Raw genomic sequence first — 22,764 nt, 5'->3', positions numbered from 1 at the left:
TCTATCAAAGGAGGTTGAAAATATTATGAAGAAGTATTTGATGGCAATTGGCGGAAGCCTTGTACTTATTCTTGGTGCCTGTGGCGCTGAGGAAGAAGAACCAGTAGACGAAGAAGCACCACAAGAAGCTCCAGAGGAAGAAGAGCAAGCTGGGGAAACTCATGAGGGTGCCGGAGAAGATATTTATCAAGGAAACTGTGCCAGCTGTCATGGCGGCGACCTTGAAGGCGGATCTGGACCTGCATTAGCAGGTGAAGGATTTAGCGAGGACGAAGTTCTTGACGCCATTGAAAATGGCAGACCTGGTATGCCTGAAGACATCGTTGAAGGTGAAGAAGCAGAACAGGTATCAGAATGGGTAGCTCAGCAGTAATAGATCATCATTTAGGATGCTCTTTACCCTTACATCTATCGATGATTGCAAAGGAAAGGCATCTGCCAAAAAGGACCGGACAAGCTCCGGTCTGCTTACCTCTTACGCATCCCCCTTTGAAACGCATCATCCTTCTATGAACACCTCTTTTTACCTCTTTATATCAAATTACCCCTGTGTAAATTACACCTGTCAGACCTCCCTCACCGTTTGTATATTTTTACTTTGTTACATCCTCGCTGAACCCATGTTTTCACTCTTGTTTCCCTATGTACGTGAAATAAAAATGTAATACAAAGGTAAGCCTATTGCCACGTTGAAGGTGATATAATGTGGAAAGATATCGAATTATGTTGAAAATGTAAGCGTGGTTTGTAATGACAAAATGGGCTGAATGCCGTTTCTCAAGGAAATCATCCCTTGGACAAGTGTATTTTCTGCTGAACTGTCTCGCGGCAGAATAGATCAGGGAAAAGCAAGAACGAACAGCTTGTGCAATCTGCCAAAGAAAGACCTTCCCCGGTACAATTACTCTCCATAGCTGTTTTGACCTGTCCGAAATTCCATCCATTCAGATTCAGGAAGTGATCATTTTGATTGAAATGAAAGATGTTGAAAAAAGGTACCCTAATGGTGTCCGTGCGTTGAACGGGATTGATATCACCATTAAGAAAGGCGAGTTTGTCTATGTCGTAGGTCCCAGTGGTGCAGGAAAATCTACTTTTATTAAGATGATGTACAGAGAAGAAAAGCCATCCAGCGGGACAATCACGATTAATGGTACAAGGTTAGCTGACTTAAAAGAGAAACACGTCCCTCATTTAAGAAGAAATATTGGGGTGGTTTTCCAGGACTTTAAGCTTCTGCCTACGCTGACGGTTTTTGAAAATGTGGCATTTGCCTTAGAAGTTCTTGAGGAAAAAAGAACGGTCATAAAAAAAAGAGTCATGGAGACCTTGGGTTTTGTCGGCCTGAAAAATAAGGCAAGATTCCTTCCGGATGAGCTTTCCGGCGGTGAACAACAAAGGATATCCATTGCCCGGGCTATTATTAATAATCCCAGCGTGCTGATTGCTGATGAGCCGACGGGGAATCTAGACCCTGACACAGCGTGGGAGATCATGGACATACTTGAAGAGATCAATAGCCAAGGAACCACAATTGTGATGGCGACTCACAATAAAGACATTGTGAACACTATCAAAAAAAGAGTGATAGCTGTGGAGAATGGCCGAATTGCCAGGGATGAACGCAGAGGGGGATATGGATATGAAAGGTAGCACCCTCTTAAGGCACGGCAGAGAAGGCTTGAAAAATCTGGGACGCAATGGCTGGATGACATTTGCTTCTATCAGCTCTGTGACGATCATGCTTTTTGTCGTTGGTGTCTTTTTGCTTTTACTATTAAATATTAATGAATTTATGAGTTCTGTAGAAGATGATGTAGAAATCAGGGCTTATGTAGAGTTGACTGCCTCTGCAGAAGAGCAGGAGGAGCTCTACGAAGAACTGCAGGATATTCAGCATATAGAAGGTGTTACATATTTGGATCGTGACCAGGGGCTGGAGGATTTGATCGAAAGCCTCGGGGATCAAGGAGAAAGCTTTGAAAGTCTCCGGGACGAAAACCCACTGAATGATTTGTTTGTTATCTCTGCCGAAGAACCTCAACAGACAGGAGCAGTAGCAGAGGAAGTGGAGGAGCTTCAGAATGTTGAAAGAGTAGATTACGGTCAGCAGGTAGTGGATCAGCTTTTTACATTTACAAATATACTGCGTATTTCTGGCTTGGTTCTTGTTCTCGGACTCATGTTTACCGCGATGTTCTTAATCTCAAATACTATTAAATTAACGATTATCGCCAGAAGAAAAGAAATACAGATTATGAAGCTGGTAGGAGCAACCAATGGTTTTATCCGCTGGCCATTTTTCATAGAAGGGATCCTCCATGGAATGATTGGGTCCATTTTGCCTATTGTTGTATTGGTTACAGGCTATACTTATTTTTATGACTTTTTTAATGATAGATTTCAGCTGTCGTTTATTGAATTACTCAGTGTTTATCCATTAACCATCATCGTTGCTGTCATACTAGCGGGGATTGGTGTCTTCGTAGGCATGTGGGGAAGCATGATGTCTATGAGAAAATTTCTAAAAGTTTAGCAGAATGGCTGACCAAAAGGCCTCCATGCCCTTACTTGTCAGTATTGAAAATAGCAATATCCAAAACAAGGAGGAGACGGAATTGTGAAACAAACACTGGCTCTATGCATTCTGGCTTTTCTGCTCATTTTTTCCGGCTTCTTTCAATCTCCACATTCCAAGGCTGTTTATGCTAATGAAGAGTTAGAAGGAAAAATAGAAGAAATAGAGGGACAGCGTGAGGAAAATCAAGCAGAAGCAGAGAAAACTGAAGAAGAGATAGAGGAAGTTAAAGAAAACATTACAGAGGTAGAGATTGAGATTCGAGAGCTCGACGAAGGTATTGTCGAAGCTAATCAAAAGGTGGAAGAAAAGAAAGCTAGTATTGAAGCTACTAGTAATAGAATTGATGAGTTGAACGAAGAAATTGATAAGCTGCAAGTACGGATCGAGGAAAGGGACGATATTTTAAAAGAACGTGTTCGTGCTATGTACCAAAACGGCGGCTCTGTGAATTACCTGGAGGTGCTTCTTGGAGCGCAAGGCTTTGGAGATCTCCTCGATCGTATAACTGCTCTCACAACCATTGCAGATCAAGACCGATCCATTCTTGAAGCACACAAAGAGGATCATGACCAGCTTGAGGCAGCCCAAAGTGAACTTCAGGGCCAGCTTTCTTCACTTGAATCCCAGCTTGAAGAGTTAGAGAGTTTAATGGTGGAGCTTGAAAACAAGCGTGGGGAAAAAGACGAGCTGATTAACAACTTAGAGGATGAAGAAATAGAGCTTCTCGAACAGCTTGAGGGAATTGAAAATGAAGAGGAAGTATTAGCAAGGCAAAAGGAAGCGGCAGAACAGGAACTAGCCGAGTGGCAACGTCAGGAAGAGCTTCGTGAGCAAAGAGAAGAGGAAGAAAGAGTTGAGCGTGAGGAGGCAGAAAGAAAACGAGAAGAAGAGCAAACCCAGCAGAGTGAACAAGAGGAGCAGGAAAGAAGTGAGAATGCAGTGGCAGCCTCTGCTTCTGCTGCAGAAGCCAATACAGAAGCCAGTCCAGAAGAAATTGCAGAAGGCAGCTCTTCTGAGTCAGAGTCCTCGGGTAATAACGCTGAAGGTTCCGCGAGTGCTTCAGAAACGAGCGCTGCACCGGCAGACAGCGGAACCCGCTTGCACAATCCAGCTACGGGAAGAAGAACGTCGGAATATGGCCCTCGCTGGGGACGAATGCACCACGGCCTTGATATCGGCCAGGGTGGAAGGTCTAATGTACCTATCATGGCAGCAGAGTCAGGGACAGTCATTGAGGCTCGTTATATGAACGGGTATGGAAACACGATAATGATTACTCACAATGTAGACGGTCAGACCTTGACGACTCTTTATGCCCATTTAGATTCGATTGGAGTATCCTCAGGAGAGCGTGTGAGCCGTGGCCAGCAAATAGGCATTATGGGTAACACCGGCCGCTCCACAGGGCCTCACCTTCATTTTGAAGTACATGAAGGCGGCTGGAACAGTGCCAAGTCTAATTCTGTTAACCCAAGAAAATATATTGATTAAAAAAAGCATGGTTGAAGGGGCTGCCTTCATCCATGCTTTTTTATGCTTCCCTTTTCATCAACATAATAGGTGAATTACGCCTTACTGGGTGGCTCTGCTTTCAAGACTTTGAGAAGGATATTTATTTTTTTGCAGAGTAAAGCCAAGAGCTTTCAAAGCGTCAGCAAGGTTCGATTTTACGGTCAGGCCTTTAAAATCAGTATCCTGTTTGACGGCCTCCATCGCAAGGTCAGGGCGTACACCTGTTAAGACAGGTTCGGAGCCGATGAGCCGTAACGATTGTATAATTTGAAATAAATGCACAGCAGATGAATCGTCAAATTGATGTAAACCAGACAGGTCAAGAATAAAATAATCAAGAGAGGAGTCGTGAGCTTCTGCCAACGCCACTTCTAAAATTCTTTCAGCCCGGAGCTGGTCAAATTCTCCTATGATTGGCAGAACCACTACTCCTGGAAATATGGGGACAATAGGAACGGAAAGGGATTGAACTCGCTCGTTTGCGCTGTCTAAATCAATCACATATCCAAGAAGGTCAGCCATGGTTGTGAGCAGTTCAATGTCCTTGTCAGTAAAGGTAACAGGCCTGGTATCCAGTGCACAAAGCGTGCCATAATTTTCCCCGTTGTTTCGCATGATAGGGACGCCGGCCAGGGACCCTCCCCCAAGGTTTTTTGTTACTGCCATATCCTTTGTTACCTCGTCCAGTTCTAAGTGTGAAATGATAAACGGTTCCCGACCGTTTTGAACAATAAATTGTCAGTAAGACTCTTCATAATCTGTTTCGAACCCAGCTTCGATAATAACCCGATCACGATTAAAAGATTTTACGATTTCTACATCTTGTTTATCGTTTTTAGCAATAAACAAAGTGTTTACTTCCATTAGACCGCTAACCATCTTTAGTACATTTTCGGCTGCATGGTCGAATGAGGTGAAGGAATAAGGAGTCATGTGCTCCCTCCTTTCGATTTAGTATAAGAATGTATTTTAAAAATGTTCTGTTTAACTAAAGAAATACGACTAGCGTCCTGTGTCACATCTACTAGGGTAACATTAATACATTCGTTTTATAAACTACTTTCCCCATAAAACAAAAAATAGAAAAGAAGGGGGAGACTCAGGGAGGAAGGAGAGGAATGAGATAAATCCTGAAAAGAGTGCTGCAGCAGAAGGGGAAAAAACGGGGCTGGACGTCTTACCATCCCGTAAACTACAGCTTTTTGCCGTAAGCGTGATAAAACTCTTGTCTTTGTTCTGGAGTCAGTCGTGGACATTTATAACAGTAAGGTTGTTTTGCCCGCTTGTAATTTAAACAGCAGACAGGCTTTGTGTACGTGGTGGAGTTGTCCACAGGATTGAGTATAGGGCGGATATGAAAGTGGAGAGGAGATTGCTTTTCTAGAAAAAACTTTCCTGGATCACCATTTTTTATATAATTCCAATCCTTCTCCAAAAGGTGTTTCACTCTGTCTGATTCACGAGCTGAAGCGAGCTCCAGAAAGTGAGGCACCTGATAGTATAATTGGCCCCAAAGCTCTCGGTTTGGCAATCCAGCAATAGCGGACCACTGTTGAAAGACAGGTGAAAGAACCCTTTGGTAAAAATATTGGATATGAGACAGACGTGCCTGGTGAGAGGAGTCGTGAAAAGTCTCAAAGTCAGGAACGTGATAGGTGAAAATAGGCTCTCTTTTTCGATAGCTGGCAGCGGAGAGAAAAACGCTTTGAAAGTCACAGGAATGTCCTGAAGCTGCGGCCCAGTGGACAAAAGCGGCAAAGCGGCTGATACGGCTGGCTAAAAAGACAGCTGTTACGTCATTTCCGGGTGCATATATTAATGGCTTGTACCATTCAAATAAGGCGGAAGAATCCTCATTCCCTGTTAAATCCAACAGCTTATGGCGGTACGTGCCAATCGTGTGTTTGCTTTTGGTGACGGAGAAGACCTTTAACATATTTTCATTCATACAACCAGACCTTTATGTAGTATTGTGGTGCGATTTTTCTTAGGGTGCCTGGCACCCTGAGGAAATGTAATTCAATTGTAATAGAAAATCAGTCGGAAACAGTGGTACATAGGGAAACCCTGGATTTCACTGTTCAAGGGTGCCAGGCACCAATAGCTGATAATGATTATCATTTAAAAGTGTAAAGGATTCAGAATAAATGGTCAATACAAACCCTTGGCTGAAAAAGGGATTCAGCAGATCAATCACTGCTCCGCTTGTTCTCTCTACGGACTACTATATATGAATAAACATAGAAGGAATAAGACGGGCTGGCTTATATATATAGTGAAGAGGAGGAATGAAAGGAGGGGGCAAGTTGTTTTATCACGTAAAGGAACTGCAGTATCACGCCAAGCCCGATAGGCCGGACCCTATTTTTGCAAAAAAACTGCAGGAAGTCTTAGGCGGTCAGTTTGGAGAAATCTCAGTAGCGCTTCAATATTTGTTTCAGGGCTGGAATACAAGAGGAGATGGGAAATACCGGGATTTATTAATGGATACAGGAACAGAAGAGCTGGCACATGTGGAAATGCTTTGTACAATGATTGCCCGCTTGCTTGACGGTGCCCCTGTTGGAGATTTAGAAGAAGCGGCCAAGGACCCGGTGCTCGGCGCTATTCTTGGCGGAATGAATCCTCAGCATGCGATTGTCTCAGGACTTGGAGCTATGCCTGCTGACAGTGTAGGAAATCCTTGGACAGCAGCCTATATTAACGCAAGTGGAAATCTTCTTGCTGACTTTCGTATGAATTTAACCTATGAATCTCAAGGCCGTTTGCAAGTATGCCGGTTATATGAAATGACAAATGACAGGGGAGTAAAAGATATGCTTTCCTGGCTCATTGCCCGTGATACGATGCATCAAAATATGTGGTATGCTGCAATTTGTGAATTAGAGGAGCAGGAAAATATTGTTGTGCCTTCCACGTTCCCAAGGAAGCTGGAAAAACAAGAGGTGGCTTATACCTATTTTGACCTGTCAAGAGGGACAGAGAGCCGCAAAGGAAGATGGGCCTCAGGGCCGAGCATGGATAGCTTAGGGGAGTTCACCTATGTTGAAAATCCTCCGCCGTTCGGAGAAAAGCCATTTATTCGTCCGGCTCCCCCTTATATGTTTAATACACCTCCGCATGTATTAAAACATATTCCTCCCCACCGGGGCTGAGGTAAGCAAGAAAGCTTTAAAAAGTGATGAATCTTTTATATAAGTAGTAGAGGTGATAGTAATCATTCACATAAATAATTTTTCCAGTAGAGGTTCAGAGGTAGAGGAGATAGCTATTGACCAGAAAAGGGTCAATAGCTTTTTTTACTGGAAAAAAAGAGATAGAATTGACTATTACCAGGATATCTACGAAGATAAAATTAAGAAAACAGCCATTTAAGCGAAAGGTGATTACATATGGACTTTAAGCGCTCAGAAATTATGGATCAACTGCCTAAGCAATACTTCGCACATTTAGTGAAAACCGTAAACGAATTAAAGAATACTGGAGTCGACATTATTAACTTAGGACAAGGAAACCCGGATCAGCCTACGCCTTCTCATATTGTAGATAGTATGAAAAATGCCGTGGAAAAATACGAGAATCATAGATATCCTCCATTTCGAGGACATTCATATGTAAAAGAAGCAGCTGCCTCTTTTTATCAACAGCAGTTTGGAGTTGAACTTGATCCTGAAAAAGAAGTGTGTGTGCTGTTTGGAGGGAAAGGAGGCCTGGTGGAGGTAAGCCAGTGCCTGCTGAATAAGGGAGACACGGCCCTCGTGCCAGACCCTGGATATCCTGACTACTGGTCGGGGGTGGCGTTGGCCGGCGGAAAGATGGAGATGATGCCGCTGATAAAAGAAAATCATTTCTTGCCGGATTTCACGGAGGTTTCTGAAGAATCCTTGAAAAAAGGAAAACTGATGTTTTTAAACTACCCGAATAATCCTACAGGGGCGGCAGCCAATAAAGAGTTTTTTGAAGAAACAGTCAAGGTTGCCCGAGAGCATGACCTGTGTGTGGTACATGATTTTGCCTATGGAAGTATAGGTTTTGATAACAAAAAGCCACTCAGCTTTTTAGAGACAGAAGGAGCGAAGGAAACGGGAATTGAGATTTTCACTTTGTCAAAGACCTATAATATGGCTGGCTGGAGAATTGCTTTTGCCGTAGGGAACGCTTCTGTGATTGAAATGCTTAATTTATACCAGGATCATATGTATGTCAGTATTTTTGGAGCAGTTCAGGAAGCAGCTGCGACTGCATTGACTGGCTCTCAAGATTGTGTGGAGGAGCTTGTGCAGATGTATGAGGAACGCAGAAACACATTGATCAAAGGGCTTCATTCTATCGGATGGCAGGTGGAAGCACCGGCAGGATCATTTTTTGCCTGGCTTCCGTGTCCTGATGGGATGACATCCGATGAAACCGCGGAATTGCTGCTTCACGAGGCCCATGTGGCCGTTGCCCCTGGACGAGGGTTTGGTGAGCACGGAGAAGGGTATATCAGGGTAGCGTTGACTGAGGAGAAAGAGCGAATAGAAGAAGCGGTGGAGCGAATCAAACGCTGCCTTGGTGACCGCGGTGACCGTAGCGGTGCCTGGCACCATTCTCAACCGTAACCTAATTGTAATCTATAATCATGGCAACCCTATTCGGTAAAGGGTTTTCCAGTTAGCTACCATTTTGGTGCCAGGCACCCTACGTAAAAAGGAATGATCTGATGATTAGTCTTAATGAAGTTGTGAAGAATTTTCCGGGGGGAAATAAGAGAGGAAAGTCTGTTTCTGCTTTACGGGAAGTCACTCTTGAAGTGGAAAAAGGAGAGATCTTTGGAGTAACCGGCGCGAGAGGATCTGGAAAGAGCACGTTGCTTCGTTCTGTAAATGTACTGGACCGGCCGACAAAGGGAAGGGTCGTTGTACAAGACAATAATATGATAAAGCTCTCTGCCGAAAGCCTGAGGAAAGCCAGGCAAAATATTGGCATGGTGACGAGGGAAGCTCATTTGCTTGAACGCTCATCAGTCTATGAAAATATTGCCCTTCCTTTAAAACTTACAGGAGTTTCATCCTCTGAAATAAAAAGGAGAACGGAGAAATACCTTGCGTTTACCGGCCTAGAGACTAAACAATCTGCTTATCCACAGGAACTTACTGAATTGGAAAAACAGAAGACCGCTTTAACAAGATCTCTTGCCCTGGAACCGGAAATTCTATTGTGTGACGAAGTGACAGACCTTCTTGATAGGGAAGGGGCAGCGTCACTCATTTCTCTTTTATTAAAAGTAAATAAAGAGTTCCATACAACGATGCTTGTGAGTACTAGAAACATAGAAACCATTTGCAAGCTTTGCGACAGGGCTGCAGTTATGGCTTCTGGAAAAATAGTTGAACAAGCTCCGGTTATTGATTTACTCTCAAACCCGCAAAGTGAAGAAGCTAAAGCTCTTATATCCCGTTTGTTTCCTGTCTGGGCCCCGGAGGAAATGAAACCCGTGGTTACCCAGGCTGGACAGGCTGTCACTCTGACCTATGCCGGAAGAGCCACGATAAAACCTGCGTACGCCCTTGCAGCGAAAAAATATAATGTATTTATGAATATTTTGACTGCCGCCGTTTTACAGTTGAAGAATGAACCCTTTAGTAGAATGGTTGTCCATATCCAGGGAAGTGATAAAGACATATCCTCCTCGTTAGAATTTTTAAAAGGAGAAGGGATTGGCATCGAAAGGTTGGATCCTGATGATTTTTAATATGAACGGACTATTAAACGGGTGGGAAGCCAATCTATCGGAAGCTATCCTGCAGACACTTGCCGCGATAGGAGTCGTCTTTTTAATTTCCTTGCTTTTAGGAAGTGTGTTGGGGCTGTTCCTTGTAACCATGCGTTCAGGGGAGGGCAGCGGAAAAAAAGCAATCTATCACGGAGTTAAAGTCTTACTTGCTTTGTTTTATACCATTCCATTTATTTTGCTGCTGCTTGTTATCCTGCCTGGTGTGCAATTTATCTCAACTCCTTTTGGCTGGTGGGAAGTCAATCTGTTACTTATTCTTATTTTCACTTCTTACATAGGAAGAGCAATAGAGTCTTGTTACGCCGCTGATAATGGAATTACAGAAGCCTATGAGACATTGGGAGTTTCCAAAAAAGATATTCTGCTAAAGGTGCTGTGGAGAGAAAAGCGGCCTATGATCATTCGCAGCGTCACAACAGCTGCCATAGCTGTGACCGGAGCAGTGGTAATTGCTGAAATCATTGGAGGCGGGGGACTTGGCGGCCTTGCCTATCATGTCGGATACGCAGAAGAGGAATTGGGCCTCTTATATATGATTGTCAGCCTGCTTATTTTGTTGGTGCTGCTTCTTAAAGTCGTTGGCCTTGGGCTGGCTGCGACTGGTCCAGGCCGCCGGCGCAGATAAAGGTGCCTGGCACCACATCAGAATGTCATGGATTTGTAACAGAAAAAGGGCTTCATCCCCATTTTAAAGGGATATTTAGGATAAAATGAAATATGGTGCCAGGCACCAATTGTTTTCGCTTCCTTTGTGTGATTTAATGAGTAGAGACAAGTTCATAACATAATGATTGAATGTTTTCATATATATGGTTGCAAGCACTTCGTTGCAAAGCCATACTGCTGAGAGCTCTTCCTCCGCGTTATGTGAAGGTAAGAATTGAGAGTAGAAACGATAGATAAGACGATGGGATTCTAAATAATTAAATGGCAGTGATAAAGCATTACACAGCGAAGTGTGTAATGCTTTTTCTTCCAGTGTAATGAGGTGAAAGGGATGGACATAAGCAGCAAAGCAATGGGACTCATTGCTGCAGTAGCAATTGTGGCTGGAGGGGGAGGCTTATACGCAGGGTCCAACTTTTTGGGCGACAATGAGGATAGGGGCCAGGAGCCTGCTGATGAAGCCGCGACTGAGGCTTCTGTAAATTTGGCAGAGGAACTTAATCCGGGTGGACAAACATCTGACGGGGATTTTGAAAAGGTACATCATGCCTTTGAAATTATCAGTCAGCAATATGTAGAAGAAGTAGATGAAGACCTGTTAATTGAGGGTGCCATTGAGGGAATGGTTGAAAAACTGGAAGATCCCCATTCTGTATACATGGACCAGGAAACGGCAACCCAGTTTACCGAGTCTCTCGATTCTCACTTTGAAGGGATCGGGGCGGAAGTCAGCATGACCGATGGATACGTTACGATTGTAGCACCTTTCAGGGATTCACCGGCAGAAGAAGCGGGACTTCAGCCGAATGACCAGGTAGTGGAAATTGATGGTGAAAGTACAGAAGGGTTATCGCTGTATGAAGCAGTACTGGAGATCCGCGGTGAAAAGGGGACAGTAGTCAATCTTACAATAAGCCGCCCAGGGAATTCAGATTCATTTACTGTTGAGGTGGAACGGGATGAAATCCCTGTAGAAACCGTTCGCAGTGACACATATGAGCATAAAGGACAAACAGTAGGAGTCCTTGAAATTACATCTTTTTCAGAGAACACCTCTCAAGAATTTACAGAACATCTTAAAAACCTGGAGAGCGAAGACATTGACGGGCTTATCGTTGATGTTCGCGGAAATCCTGGAGGATATTTAAACAGCGTAGAGGAAATAGGAGACCAGATTATTCCGCAAGGAGAGTCCATTGTACAAATCGAATCTCGTGAGGGTGAGGTGGCTAGTTACGTTTCTTCCCTTGAAGAAGAAAAAGACTATCCTGTAGTCGGTGTGATTGACCGGGGAAGCGTTTCTGCTTCTGAAATTCTTGCGGGTGCTTTAAAAGAAGCAGGGGACTACGACCTTGTTGGAGAGACAACCTATGGAAAAGGAACGGTTCAGCAGCCAATTCAGCTTGGAGACGGCAGTGAATTGAAATTGTCTCTCTTTAAATGGCTGACTTCTGATGGAAATGACATTAATGAAGTCGGGGTTGAGCCGACAGTGGAAGTCCAGCAGCCCGAGTATTTTTATCTGGCAGCCCTTGCTGTCGACGATGAAGAACCTCTTGAAAGGGATTCAATGGGAGATCAGATCCGGGCAGCCCAGGAAATGCTGACAGGCCTTGGTTATGAAACAGGCCGGACAGATGGCTATTTTGATGCACAGACAGAGCGGGCAGTTCAGGCTTTTCAAAACTCCAGCGACATAGAGGCTACAGGAATCATTGATGAAGAGACAGCAAACGCGATGCACCAGGAATTAGTGGAGCTGGTCCGCGACCCTGATAATGATGAACAGTTAAAAACAGCAATCGAATTGGTTGTAGAACAGAGCAGTGCTGAATAACAGCAGACAGGCTGGGATGTATTCCCTGCCTGTTTTTTTATCAGCATGGAGGAAAGGAGAGAAGGAGTGTCGAAATATAAGGAGAATTGTATGAAAAAGATGATATCATTAAAGGGACCGAACGGATTTTCTATATTGATAAATGCATGGTTCTCATGGCTAAATAAGGGTAGGGCATGTCATATACATGCGTAAGAAAGTCATTTGTTAAAGAACCTACATATAAACACATAAAATGTATCATCCATGTAACAAACAGCGGATGAGGGGCCTGCAGCTCACGGGTAAGCAGAGAGGTACACTGGATACTAATGGGGCAGGCAAATTATTTTAATAGATACTACAACTACACCGTTGCAACCAACTTACACCTAAGCTGCACGGCATAGAAAAGGGGCATCTTTTATGGGAGCGATCGGATGGGAACTACTCATAGCAATTGGACGATTTTTTGCACATCCATTAACCTACATTTTTTTAATAGCAATGATCCTTCTAGGATACAGACGGGTAAAAAAAGAAAGAGCTGATTTTCATACGAGAGTACAGGATACCCTCGATGACTTGCTTACACCAATGGTTCCGGGGCTCCTGGCAGGGGCTGCTGTTTCAATAGCTATTCTTTTGGCAGGGGCTTCTGTTCCGTGGTCATTTTTATTGCTGGTCGGCCTGCTGTACGTTGTATTTCTTCTGACAGGAAGAGCATGGCTGTTATCTCCTTCCTATGTCCTCGGTCTGGCTGTTCTCATTGCATATTTTATCCCTTCACAGCTTGAAATAGGCAATATGACTGTGGATGGGTGGCTGCAGACGTTAGCAGAAGCGAATTTAATGCCTGCTGTTCTTCTTCTTGCTTTGTTCATGCTGGCAGAAGGAATATTAATACTGAAAAATGGTCAGAAGCATACATCTCCACTCCTGAAGAAGAGTACAAGAGGAAAATGGATTGGCGCCCATAAGCTGCAAAGGCTATGGTTTGTTCCACTGCTTGTATTTGTCCCTGGAGGAGAAATCGAAGGACTGGGATGGTGGCCGGTCCTACCAATAGGTGACGGCGGCCTTGCCCTTTGGCTGGTGCCGATGGCGATTGGAACTTCCTTTACCATATATCACACGCTCCCTTGGAAAGCAGCCAGTCTTCATGGCCAGAGAGTCGTTGGGGCAGGAATTCTTGCTCTGGCAGGAGCTGTTGCTGCCTATTTCTATCCGGTATTTGTGCTCGTTACAGCAATCGTGGCAATTGTCCTGAGAATTGCTGCTTCTATTGTTGGAAAAATACAGGAAGACTCTAATCCACCATTTTTTACAATGCAGACCAAAGGGGTAAAGGTACTGGGAGTGATACCTGGTTCACCGGCTGAGAAAATGGAGCTCAAGCCAGGTGAGATCATTATGAGAGTAAACGGCATCCCTGTAAACGGGGAAAAGGATTTCTATAAAGCGCTGCAAAGAAATTCAGCGTACTGTAAGCTTGATGTAGCTGATTTAAACGGAGAAATCCGTTTTGCTCAGTCAACTGTTTTTCATGGTGCTCATCATCATGTTGGTGTATTATTAGTGAAGAGAAAAGAAGCGCCTGAGGAAGAAACCGGATAACATGGGAGGGCCAGATAGGCCCTCCTTTTTACGAAGGCTTTGAATCGTGTGATGGATGACACCAGACACTAAGGATAAGAAAGTTTGACTGTAGCAGAAAAGTACCGTTGGCAGGTCTTGCTCTGCTGTGGCAGCATCCTTGAATACTGTTTTCCCAGGAGTCAGCCTGCTGTACAAAGCAGGATGGAAGTGCTTTGAAAGTGAGAGGAGTATGGTAGTTGTTTATAGAATTACTTGCAGCTTTGGCTTTGCCTTTTTTTCTATTGTTTTTTATGGCCCGTGTGACACATAGTTTTATAGGAACAGTCGCGGTCACTCTCATGGTCCTTCTTGCTTTAGAGCCATGGTCCCGGTCGATTTGGGTGATGCTCTTAGGTCTGGCCTCATTTCTTGGAGGAACGTACCTTGTTTACAGAAAAATACAAAGTCAAAAAACCGGCCCTTAAGCCGGTTTTTTGGTTTCTATTGAGGTGCCTGGCACCTGGAAGAAATGGAATCATAATGTAACAAACGAATGTATGTTCGTTTATTCGTTTGATTTTCACTTTTTTGTGGTATAATGTTAGATATTAGTGTGTGTTAAGGTCCGTGTAATTGTCTAATAAAGTGAGGGATAAATATGAACGAAACTTTTGACCTCGTTTCTAAATATGAGCCCGGCGGTGACCAGCCAAAGGCCATTGAAGAGCTTGTAAAAGGGGTACATGAAGGAAAAGAGCATCAGACTCTTCTCGGGGCGACAGGAACAGGGAAAACATTTACTATCTCCAATGTTGTGAAAGAGGTAAATAAGCCGACTCTTGTTATGGCTCACAATAAAACACTTGCCGGCCAGCTCTACAGCGAGTTTAAGGATTTTTTCCCAAACAATGCAGTAGAGTACTTTGTCAGCTACTATGATTATTACCAGCCTGAGGCGTATGTCCCTCAATCTGATACATTTATCGAGAAAGATGCAAGCATAAATGAAGAAATAGATAAACTCAGACACTCAGCTACCAGTGCTCTTTTTGAGCGGAATGATGTAATCATTGTGGCGAGTGTTTCTTGTATTTACGGCTTAGGTTCTCCAGAAGAATACCGTGAAATGGTCGTTTCTCTCCGCACAGGAATGGAAAAAGAAAGAGACCAGCTGTTACGGGATCTGGTAGATATTCAATATGAAAGAAATGATATCAATTTTGTCCGCGGTACGTTTCGGGTTCGCGGTGACGTTGTTGAAATTTTCCCGGCATCGCGGGATGAGCAATGCATCCGTGTTGAGTTTTTCGGGGATGAAATAGACCGGATGACTGAAGTTGACGCGTTAACAGGAGAGATAAAAGGGGAAAGAAACCATGTAGCCATCTTTCCGGCCTCTCACTTTGTGACCCGTGAAAATAAACTGCTCAGAGCGATCAAAAATATTGAAAAAGAATTAGAAGAGCGCTTAACGGAGCTCAGGGACAATGGGAAAGAGCTTGAGGCACAACGCCTCGAACAGCGAACCAACTATGATATTGAAATGATGAAGGAAATGGGTTTTTGCTCAGGAATCGAAAACTATTCCCGCCATTTAACATTCCGTCAGCCGGGAGACACACCGTACACTCTTATCGATTTCTTCCCGGATGACTTTCTGTTAGTGGTAGATGAGTCCCACGTGACGCTTCCTCAGGTCAATGGGATGTACAAAGGTGACCGGGCCAGAAAGCAGACCCTGGTGGACCACGGTTTCAGGCTTCCGTCTGCGATGGATAACCGGCCACTGAAGTTTGAGGAGTTTGAAAAGAAAACACCTCAGTCTATTTTCGTGTCTGCTACTCCAGGACCTTATGAAATTGAAAAAACTCCTAAAATGATCGAACAGATTATCCGTCCCACCGGGCTCCTTGACCCGACAATTGATGTCAGGCCGATTGAAGGACAGATTGATGACTTAATTGGTGAGATCAATGAAAGAAAAGAAGTAAACGAACGAGTGCTCGTTACGACCTTAACAAAGAAAATGTCTGAGGATTTAACGGATTACTTAAAGGAAGTAGGGATCCGGGTAAAGTATCTTCACTCCGATATAAAAACATTAGAGAGAATTGAAATCGTTCGTCAGCTCAGGATGGGACAATTCGATGTTCTCGTAGGAATTAACCTTTTAAGGGAAGGACTGGATATTCCTGAGGTTTCCCTGGTCGCTATCTTAGATGCTGACAAAGAAGGATTTCTTCGTGCAGAACGTTCGCTGATCCAGACGATGGGGCGGGCAGCCCGGCACGCAAATGGCCATGTCATTATGTATGCTGATAAAATTACAAAATCCATGGACATTGCGATTAGTGAGACGAAACGGCGCCGTTCCCTGCAGGAAGAGTTTAATGAAAAACACAATATTACGCCGCAGACGATACAAAAAGAAATTCCTCAGCTCATCCAGGCAACAGTGGTGAATGAGGAAGATGATGGTCTTGATAAGCCGGCGCTTGCAAAAATGAGCAAGAAAGAAAAAGAAAAAGTGATCGCAGAAATGGAAAGTGAAATGAAGCAGGCAGCAAGAGATCTTCACTTTGAACGAGCTGCTGAGCTGAGAGATATGATTTTAGAGCTTAAAGCGGAAGGATGACGAAGGCATGGCACTTGAAAAACTGCAAGTCAAAGGTGCGCGTTCTCATAATTTAAAAGATATAGATGTGACGATTCCGCGAGATAAACTGGTTGTATTTACAGGGATCTCAGGATCGGGTAAATCTTCTCTCGCCTTTGATACCATATATGCGGAAGGGCAGAGAAGGTATGTAGAGTCTTTGTCTGCCTATGCCCGCCAGTTTCTCGGACAAATGGATAAGCCCGATGTTGACGCCATTGAAGGGTTGTCGCCGGCTATTTCCATTGACCAGAAAACAACAAGCCGCAACCCCCGCTCGACGGTGGGGACGGTAACAGAAATCTATGATTACCTCCGTTTGCTTTTTGCCCGTATTGGCAAGCCGGTCTGCCCAAAGCATGGAACTGAAATTTCCTCCCAGACGGTTCAGCAAATGGTAGACCAGGTAACGGAGTTTGAGGAGCGGACCAAGCTGCAGATTCTGGCTCCTCTTGTTTCCGGACGCAAAGGTGAACACGTGAAGGTTCTTGAAGACCTCAAGAAAAGAGGGTTTGTCCGCGTGCGTGTGGATGGGGAAATCCGTGAGGTTTCCGAAGAAATCACACTTGAAAAAAATAAAAAGCACAATATTGAAGCAGTAGTAGACCGTATTGTAGTAAAAGAAGGCATAGAAACAAGGCTTACGGATTCCATGGAAACGGCGTTAGAGCTCGGAGAAGGGCGCGTTCTCATTGATATTATCGATGGGGATGAACTTCTCTTCAGCCAGCACCATGCCTGTCCCATTTGCGGATTTTCCATTGAAGAGCTTGAGCCCAGAATATTCTCCTTTAACAGTCCATATGGTGCTTGTCCGACGTGTGACGGACTGGGGAGCCAGCTTGAAGTCGATAAAGACCTTGTTGTCCCTGACTGGGACCGGACGTTAAAGGGTCATGCCATTGCGGCGTGGGAGCCTACAAGCTCCCAGTACTACCCCCAGCTTCTGGAATCTGTCTGTCATCATTACGGGATTGACATGGAAACCCCGGTGAAAAACCTTCCAGAGGATCAAATGAATGTCATTCTTTATGGAAGCAATAAGGAGCGAGTAAAGTTCCGATATGAAAATGACCGGGGCCAGGTGAGGGAAAGAAATATTTATTTTGAGGGTGTCCTTAAGAATATTTCCCGCCGTTATCATGAGACCTCCTCTGACTATATCCGTGATCAGATGGAACAATATATGATTCATAAAGCATGCGGCACATGCAAAGGTCACCGCCTGCGTAAGGAGAGCTTGTCTGTCCTTGTAAATGAGAAGCATATCGGACATGTAACAGAAATGTCGGTAAAAGACGCCAAAAGTTTCTTTGAGGGCCTTTCTTTAAATGAAAAAGAACTGGCAATTGCCCGGATGATCCTAAGAGAAATTGAGGAACGCCTTGGCTTTCTGGTCAATGTCGGCCTTGACTATTTAAATCTCAGCCGTTCAGCCGGTACCCTTTCTGGAGGAGAGGCTCAGCGGATCCGGCTGGCCACCCAGATCGGATCGTCTCTTATGGGAGTGTTGTATATTCTTGATGAGCCATCGATTGGCCTTCACCAGCGAGACAACGATAGATTGATCAGAACCCTTGAGCATATGCGTGACCTGGGCAATACGCTGATTGTCGTGGAGCACGATGAAGATACAATGCTTGCAGCTGATCACATTGTGGACATTGGGCCCGGAGCCGGCATGCACGGGGGCTACATTACCTCTCAGGGAAGCCCTGATGAAATAATGGAAGACCCTGAATCCTTGACCGGACAATATTTATCGGGGGAAAAGTTTATTCCTCTCCCTCCTGAACGAAGAAAAGCAGGAGACCGAAAGCTGACCATTAAAGGAGCAAAGGAAAATAACCTTAAAAATACAACGGTGGATATCCCCCTTGGTCTCTTTACAGCAGTAACAGGGGTGTCCGGTTCAGGAAAAAGTACACTTATTAACGATATTTTGCATAAGTCATTGGCTCTTAAGCTCCACCGGGCCAAGGACAAGCCGGGGGCCCATAAAGGAATCGAAGGAATTGATCATATTGATAAAGTGATCGATATTGATCAGTCACCTATCGGACGGACTCCCCGTTCCAACCCCGCAACGTATACCGGTGTTTTTGACGATATCCGTGATGTCTTTGCCATGACGAATGAAGCAAAAATGCGCGGGTACAAAAAGGGGCGCTTCAGTTTTAATGTCCGTGGCGGCCGCTGCGAAGCCTGTAAGGGCGATGGTATTATAAAAATTGAAATGCACTTTCTTCCTGACGTTTACGTTCCATGTGAACAATGTAAAGGAAAACGTTATAACCGGGACACATTAGAAATCCGTTACAAAGGGAAAAACATTGCAGATGTACTGGCTATGACTGTGGAAGAAGGCTTGAGTTTCTTTGAAAATATACCAAAGATCAAGCGCAAGATTCAGACCTTATATGACGTGGGGCTTGGTTACATTAAATTAGGACAGCCTGCGACCACGCTCTCTGGAGGGGAAGCACAACGGGTGAAATTGGCTTCCCAGCTTCACCGGCGTCCAACCGGACGTTCCTTCTATATTCTCGATGAACCAACGACGGGACTTCATGTAGATGACATTGACCGTTTGCTCAAGGTGCTTCAACGGTTAGTTGATAACGGGGACAGCGTGCTTGTGATTGAGCATAACCTGGATGTCATCAAGACGGTGGACCATATCATCGACCTTGGCCCTGAGGGCGGTGACGGTGGAGGGAAATTGGTAGCATGCGGAACACCTGAGAAGGTGGCAGAAGAAAAGGAATCATATACAGGAAGATATTTAAAACCTATATTAGAGAGAGAGCAGAAAAGGATGAAGGAACGGCTGGCGTATGCAGAGAAAGTAGCCGAATCATAAAGAAGCCTCCCTGCTCCGCAAGGAACAAAGAGGGAGAAGGAGATTGTGCTTTCTCCCTTTTTTATATACGTCCGGTTTTATGTGCCTGCTTGTATGCTGAGATCAGTTTGCTTTCAGGAAAGTAACTGACTGGCTGGCAGAGCTTGAAAGATATTGCTCAGGAACTTCAGCGAAGGTATCATGAAAAAGAGAAAATTATTATATTCTATTTTGAAAACTGAAACATTCTTGGGCGATGATGCGTATGAATGGGTAGACTACTGCATAAAAGAAAAACAGGTTGAAGAAGGATCTGTTGTCGGCTTGGCCTAAATAGCAAGGAAGGGCAGGGATCAATCATGGAAGAAGAACGCAAGATGATATTGAAGATGGTTGAAAGCGGAAAGATTTCCGCGGAAGAAGGGGCAAAACTACTGCAAGCCTTAAACCAGGAAGAGAAGAAGCCGGAAAGCAGCACAACTAATGAAGAAAACGTAACTTCTGCGACCGAAAAGGAGAAAGTGAAATCTATTACTGATCACCTGTCAGACCTCTCTACGAAAGTAGATTGGGGAGAGGGTAATAAAAGGTATAATCAGTGGCAGAAGGATAAGGATAAAGATAAGACAGAACCAGGCATGAAAAAGTTCTCGGATTTTATTGAAAACACACTGCAAAAAATAAAAGAGCTTGATCTTGATTTCAATTTTGGTTCTTATATAGAGGTTAATCATATTTTCCAGCATCAAAATATGTTTCAGTCAAAAATAGACGTTTCCCTGGAAAATGGGTCCTTAAATATTGAATCATGGGATGAACCTCATGTACGGCTTGAGACAAAGGCAAAGGTTTATAAAGCAAAGAATCCTGACGAGGCAAGAGAAGAGTTTTTGAAGGAAACAGACTTTGAAGTAGCCGGAGAGGAGCTTCATTTTCATACGAAAACAAAAGCTATTAAAGTAAACGGGACTTTGTATTTGCCGAAAAAGGACTACGCCAGCCTGCAGTTTTACACGTTTAACGGCCATTTTAAAGGGGAAAAACTGAAGGCGCAGTCACTGACAGCAAAGGTCGTAAACGGCAGCATGATTTTTAATGATGTCCACGCTCAAGCGTTTAAAGGGGAAACGGTCAGCGGCCCGGTTACCATTTCAGGAGGCACAATTGACCGGTGTGATGTCCAGACCATGCATGGGACCATTGAGCTTGAAGCGTTGATGAAGGACGTTGAAGCCGAGTCACTTAATGGGACGATTAGTGCCCGCTTGAATATTGCTGAAGATACGAGAGCTAATTTGGCAGCGACCACGGGAAGTGTCTTTGTGACTGTCCCATCCACGATCCGCACTGACGGCATTTTAAAAACAAACATTGGGAATTATAATTGGACGATGCCAAACGTAGAGGTCATTGAGGAGAAGAAAGATTTTGTTCAAAAATCCATTACCTTTGTATCCAATCAAAGCGGATCACCTCGATTAAGGCTTGAGGCAAGTACAAAAACAGGGTCGATCTCCCTTAAAAACATGGAAGGGTAAAAGGAGGGCATTCCTATGAAAAAGTTGTACCGAACGAGAGAAGATCGGAAAATTGCAGGGGTCTGCGGGGGGCTGGCTGCTTATTTTGGTATTGACGCCACGATTGTCCGTGTACTTACTGTCGTTTTAGCTATTGTGACTTCAGGGGTACCGTTTCTTCTAGGTTACTTGCTGCTTGTATTTCTTATGCCAAATGAAGAGGATGCCACCTTTTAATGGGGTGTCTTGTATACCTGCTTGTCAATACGGTCGTCCTAATGACGGTAGCCGGGTTCTTTGGCGAGTATTTTCATCTCTCTGGAATAGGGGCAGCTATTGTTGCCAGCTTGATCCTGTCAATAATCAACACGTTCATCAGGCCGCTGTTAGTCATCCTGACACTTCCTATTACCTTTATTACGTTAGGGATTTTCTTGTTTATCATTAACGCTGGGTTGTTAATGCTTACAGCCGCAATAATGGGAGAGGCTTTTGTCATTTCAAGCTTTTGGATGGCCCTTTTAGCAGCAATTATTATTGCAATACTAAATGCTCTGATTAATTCCTTTGTGGTAGATCCTCTGCGAAAAAAATAGCAGCAAAGCGTGAAGGCCTTGAAAAGCTTTCACGCTTTTTTTGATAGAAAGCCAATGTAGGGAAATGTGATCCACTTGTGGAGGGGTTACCAGGATAAAGCCTCCGATCCTTCTATGAAAGGCGGCTAGGGAGTTTCAAACAAACGTTTAATTAAAACGGGGCAACGCCCTTTTCGTTCTTATTACATTTTCAATATTTCATGCTACAATGGAAAAAGTGAAAAATCCTATATTGCAAGATACAGCTTGGAGGGATGGGAAATGCCTAAGGTAACAGCCAATGACTTGATCGAGCATTTCAATTTAACGTTATTAAGTGGCGAAGACGGGCTCTACAGGGCTATTACGACGAGTGATATATCAAGGCCGGGAATGGAGATGGCCGGTTACTTTACATACTATCCGGCGAAAAGGCTTCAGCTGATTGGGCGGACCGAGCTCTCATTTTTCCAGCAGCTGACTCAGCAGGAAAAGCAGGACCGAATGGAAAAGCTTTGTACATATGACACACCAGGGATCGTTATTTCCCGAGGGATTGAAGCACCTGATGAATTACTTGCAGCTTCACAAAGGACGGGAGTTCCGATCATGAGCTCCGCAACGACTACGACAAGGCTGAGCAGTCAGATTACAAACTTCCTGGAAGCGCGGCTTGCCAAGTCTACTGCCATTCATGGGGTCCTTGTGGATATATACGGGATCGGGGTTTTACTAACAGGAGCAAGTGGAGTAGGTAAAAGTGAAACAGCTCTTGACCTTGTCCGCAGAGGACACCGCCTGGTAGCTGATGACTCCGTGGAAATTCGTCAGGAGCACGGGACAACATTAATAGGAAGAGCACCTGAATTAATTCAGCATTTACTTGAAATTCGCGGACTGGGCATTATTGATGTCATGACTCTGTTTGGCGCGGGAGCCGTTCGGCCATTTAAGCGTGTGGCGTTGGTAATTAACCTGGAGCTCTGGGATCAGACCAAGGCTTATGACCGGCTTGGGATAGAAGAAAACACAATGAAAATTATTGATACTGAAGTACCTATCTATACCATTCCTGTGCGACCAGGACGAAACCTTGCTGTTATCGTTGAAGTGGCTGCCATGAACTTCCGTTTGAAGCGGATGGGGATTAATACAGCCGAAAAATTTTCTGAAAGACTGACGGACGTGATTGAGGAAGGCGAGCAGGATTATTAAACCCAAATCTTCCTCGTTTTTTATGTTAAG

At 44.3% G+C, this 22,764-nt stretch carries 20 protein-coding genes; 17 read left to right on the top strand and 3 right to left on the bottom strand.

The annotated features are described in order from the left end of the window. Positions 1 to 25: 25 nt before the first annotated feature. The 4 genes from CEF17_RS14910 to CEF17_RS20905 all read left to right on the top strand — a co-directional run bounded on the left by CEF17_RS14910 (position 26) and on the right by CEF17_RS20905 (position 4,072). Positions 26 to 373, top strand: coding sequence for a c-type cytochrome (locus tag CEF17_RS14910; RefSeq protein WP_100400222.1), 348 nt, complete (start codon positions 26 to 28; stop codon positions 371 to 373). Between the two features lie 593 nt (positions 374 to 966). Then, positions 967 to 1,653 (top strand): cell division ATP-binding protein FtsE, encoded by a 687-nt coding sequence (gene ftsE, locus CEF17_RS14905; RefSeq protein ID WP_100400221.1) that lies wholly within the window; start codon positions 967 to 969, stop codon positions 1,651 to 1,653. Then, positions 1,643 to 2,536 carry a permease-like cell division protein FtsX gene (gene ftsX / locus CEF17_RS14900; RefSeq protein ID WP_100400220.1) on the top strand — a complete coding sequence of 298 codons (894 nt, stop codon included), beginning with the start codon at positions 1,643 to 1,645 and terminating at the stop codon, positions 2,534 to 2,536. The genes ftsE and ftsX overlap by 11 nt, the downstream gene beginning before the upstream one ends. Positions 2,537 to 2,620: 84 nt before the next feature. After that, on the top strand, positions 2,621 to 4,072 hold the full coding sequence (locus CEF17_RS20905; RefSeq protein ID WP_100400219.1) for a murein hydrolase activator EnvC family protein: 1,452 nt from the start codon (positions 2,621 to 2,623) through the stop codon (positions 4,070 to 4,072). An 81-nt stretch (positions 4,073 to 4,153) separates the two neighbouring features. Here the strand turns inward: CEF17_RS20905 and CEF17_RS14890 are convergent, their stop codons facing one another. From CEF17_RS14890 to CEF17_RS14880, 3 genes are all read right to left on the bottom strand, one after another. Then, entirely contained in the window at positions 4,154 to 4,798 is a 645-nt protein-coding gene (locus CEF17_RS14890; protein ID WP_332835317.1) for an STAS domain-containing protein, read from the bottom strand. Between the two features lie 33 nt (positions 4,799 to 4,831). Beyond that, a complete protein-coding gene (locus tag CEF17_RS14885; protein ID WP_100400218.1) occupies positions 4,832 to 5,026 on the bottom strand; it encodes a hypothetical protein in 195 nt (64 codons plus the stop codon). Positions 5,027 to 5,285: 259 nt separating this feature from the next. After that, complete coding sequence (locus CEF17_RS14880; protein ID WP_100400217.1) at positions 5,286 to 6,041, bottom strand: hypothetical protein; 756 nt, start codon at positions 6,039 to 6,041, stop codon at positions 5,286 to 5,288. 358 nt (positions 6,042 to 6,399) lie between these two features. Here CEF17_RS14880 and CEF17_RS14875 point away from each other — a divergent pair, with 358 nt between their 5' ends. The 13 genes from CEF17_RS14875 (at position 6,400) to hprK (ending at position 22,734) form a co-directional block, all read left to right on the top strand. Beyond that, entirely contained in the window at positions 6,400 to 7,248 is an 849-nt protein-coding gene (locus CEF17_RS14875; protein ID WP_100400930.1) for a manganese catalase, read from the top strand. 237 nt (positions 7,249 to 7,485) lie between these two features. Next, on the top strand, positions 7,486 to 8,694 hold the full coding sequence (locus tag CEF17_RS14870) for a pyridoxal phosphate-dependent aminotransferase (protein WP_100400216.1): 1,209 nt from the start codon (positions 7,486 to 7,488) through the stop codon (positions 8,692 to 8,694). A 122-nt stretch (positions 8,695 to 8,816) separates the two neighbouring features. Then, a complete protein-coding gene (locus CEF17_RS14865; protein WP_198508980.1) occupies positions 8,817 to 9,827 on the top strand; it encodes a methionine ABC transporter ATP-binding protein in 1,011 nt (336 codons plus the stop codon). Further along, positions 9,817 to 10,494 (top strand): ABC transporter permease subunit, encoded by a 678-nt coding sequence (locus CEF17_RS14860; RefSeq protein ID WP_100400214.1) that lies wholly within the window; start codon positions 9,817 to 9,819, stop codon positions 10,492 to 10,494. Before CEF17_RS14865 ends, CEF17_RS14860 begins: the two co-directional genes overlap by 11 nt. Positions 10,495 to 10,866: 372 nt before the next feature. After that, a complete protein-coding gene (locus CEF17_RS14855; RefSeq protein WP_100400213.1) occupies positions 10,867 to 12,372 on the top strand; it encodes a S41 family peptidase in 1,506 nt (501 codons plus the stop codon). 405 nt (positions 12,373 to 12,777) lie between these two features. Next, on the top strand, positions 12,778 to 13,968 hold the full coding sequence (locus tag CEF17_RS14850; protein WP_100400212.1) for a PDZ domain-containing protein: 1,191 nt from the start codon (positions 12,778 to 12,780) through the stop codon (positions 13,966 to 13,968). A 218-nt stretch (positions 13,969 to 14,186) separates the two neighbouring features. Beyond that, positions 14,187 to 14,414 (top strand): DUF2198 family protein, encoded by a 228-nt coding sequence (locus CEF17_RS14845; RefSeq protein ID WP_100400211.1) that lies wholly within the window; start codon positions 14,187 to 14,189, stop codon positions 14,412 to 14,414. Positions 14,415 to 14,587: 173 nt separating this feature from the next. Next, a complete protein-coding gene (gene uvrB, locus CEF17_RS14840) occupies positions 14,588 to 16,564 on the top strand; it encodes an excinuclease ABC subunit UvrB (RefSeq protein WP_100400210.1) in 1,977 nt (658 codons plus the stop codon). Positions 16,565 to 16,571: 7 nt separating this feature from the next. Continuing rightward, positions 16,572 to 19,448: an excinuclease ABC subunit UvrA gene (uvrA, locus tag CEF17_RS14835; RefSeq protein WP_100400209.1), complete on the top strand. Its 2,877-nt coding sequence runs from the start codon at positions 16,572 to 16,574 to the stop codon at positions 19,446 to 19,448. Positions 19,449 to 19,786: 338 nt separating this feature from the next. Further along, entirely contained in the window at positions 19,787 to 20,965 is a 1,179-nt protein-coding gene (locus CEF17_RS14830) for a DUF4097 family beta strand repeat-containing protein (RefSeq protein ID WP_100400208.1), read from the top strand. Between the two features lie 15 nt (positions 20,966 to 20,980). Further along, positions 20,981 to 21,181, top strand: coding sequence for a PspC domain-containing protein (locus CEF17_RS14825; RefSeq protein WP_054636824.1), 201 nt, complete (start codon positions 20,981 to 20,983; stop codon positions 21,179 to 21,181). Further along, positions 21,181 to 21,540 carry a phage holin family protein gene (locus CEF17_RS14820; RefSeq protein WP_054636825.1) on the top strand — a complete coding sequence of 120 codons (360 nt, stop codon included), beginning with the start codon at positions 21,181 to 21,183 and terminating at the stop codon, positions 21,538 to 21,540. The genes CEF17_RS14825 and CEF17_RS14820 overlap by 1 nt, the downstream gene beginning before the upstream one ends. A 261-nt stretch (positions 21,541 to 21,801) precedes the next feature. After that, positions 21,802 to 22,734, top strand: coding sequence for an HPr(Ser) kinase/phosphatase (hprK, locus tag CEF17_RS14815; protein WP_100400207.1), 933 nt, complete (start codon positions 21,802 to 21,804; stop codon positions 22,732 to 22,734). Positions 22,735 to 22,764: the final 30 nt, after the last annotated feature.

Source organism: Bacillus sp. FJAT-44742 (genome assembly GCF_002797315.1).
Lineage (GTDB): Bacteria > Bacillota > Bacilli > Bacillales > Marinococcaceae > Thalassorhabdus > Thalassorhabdus alkalitolerans.
The sequence above is the reverse complement of the archived record's forward strand: the minus strand, read 5'-3'. Positions and strand labels throughout refer to the sequence as shown.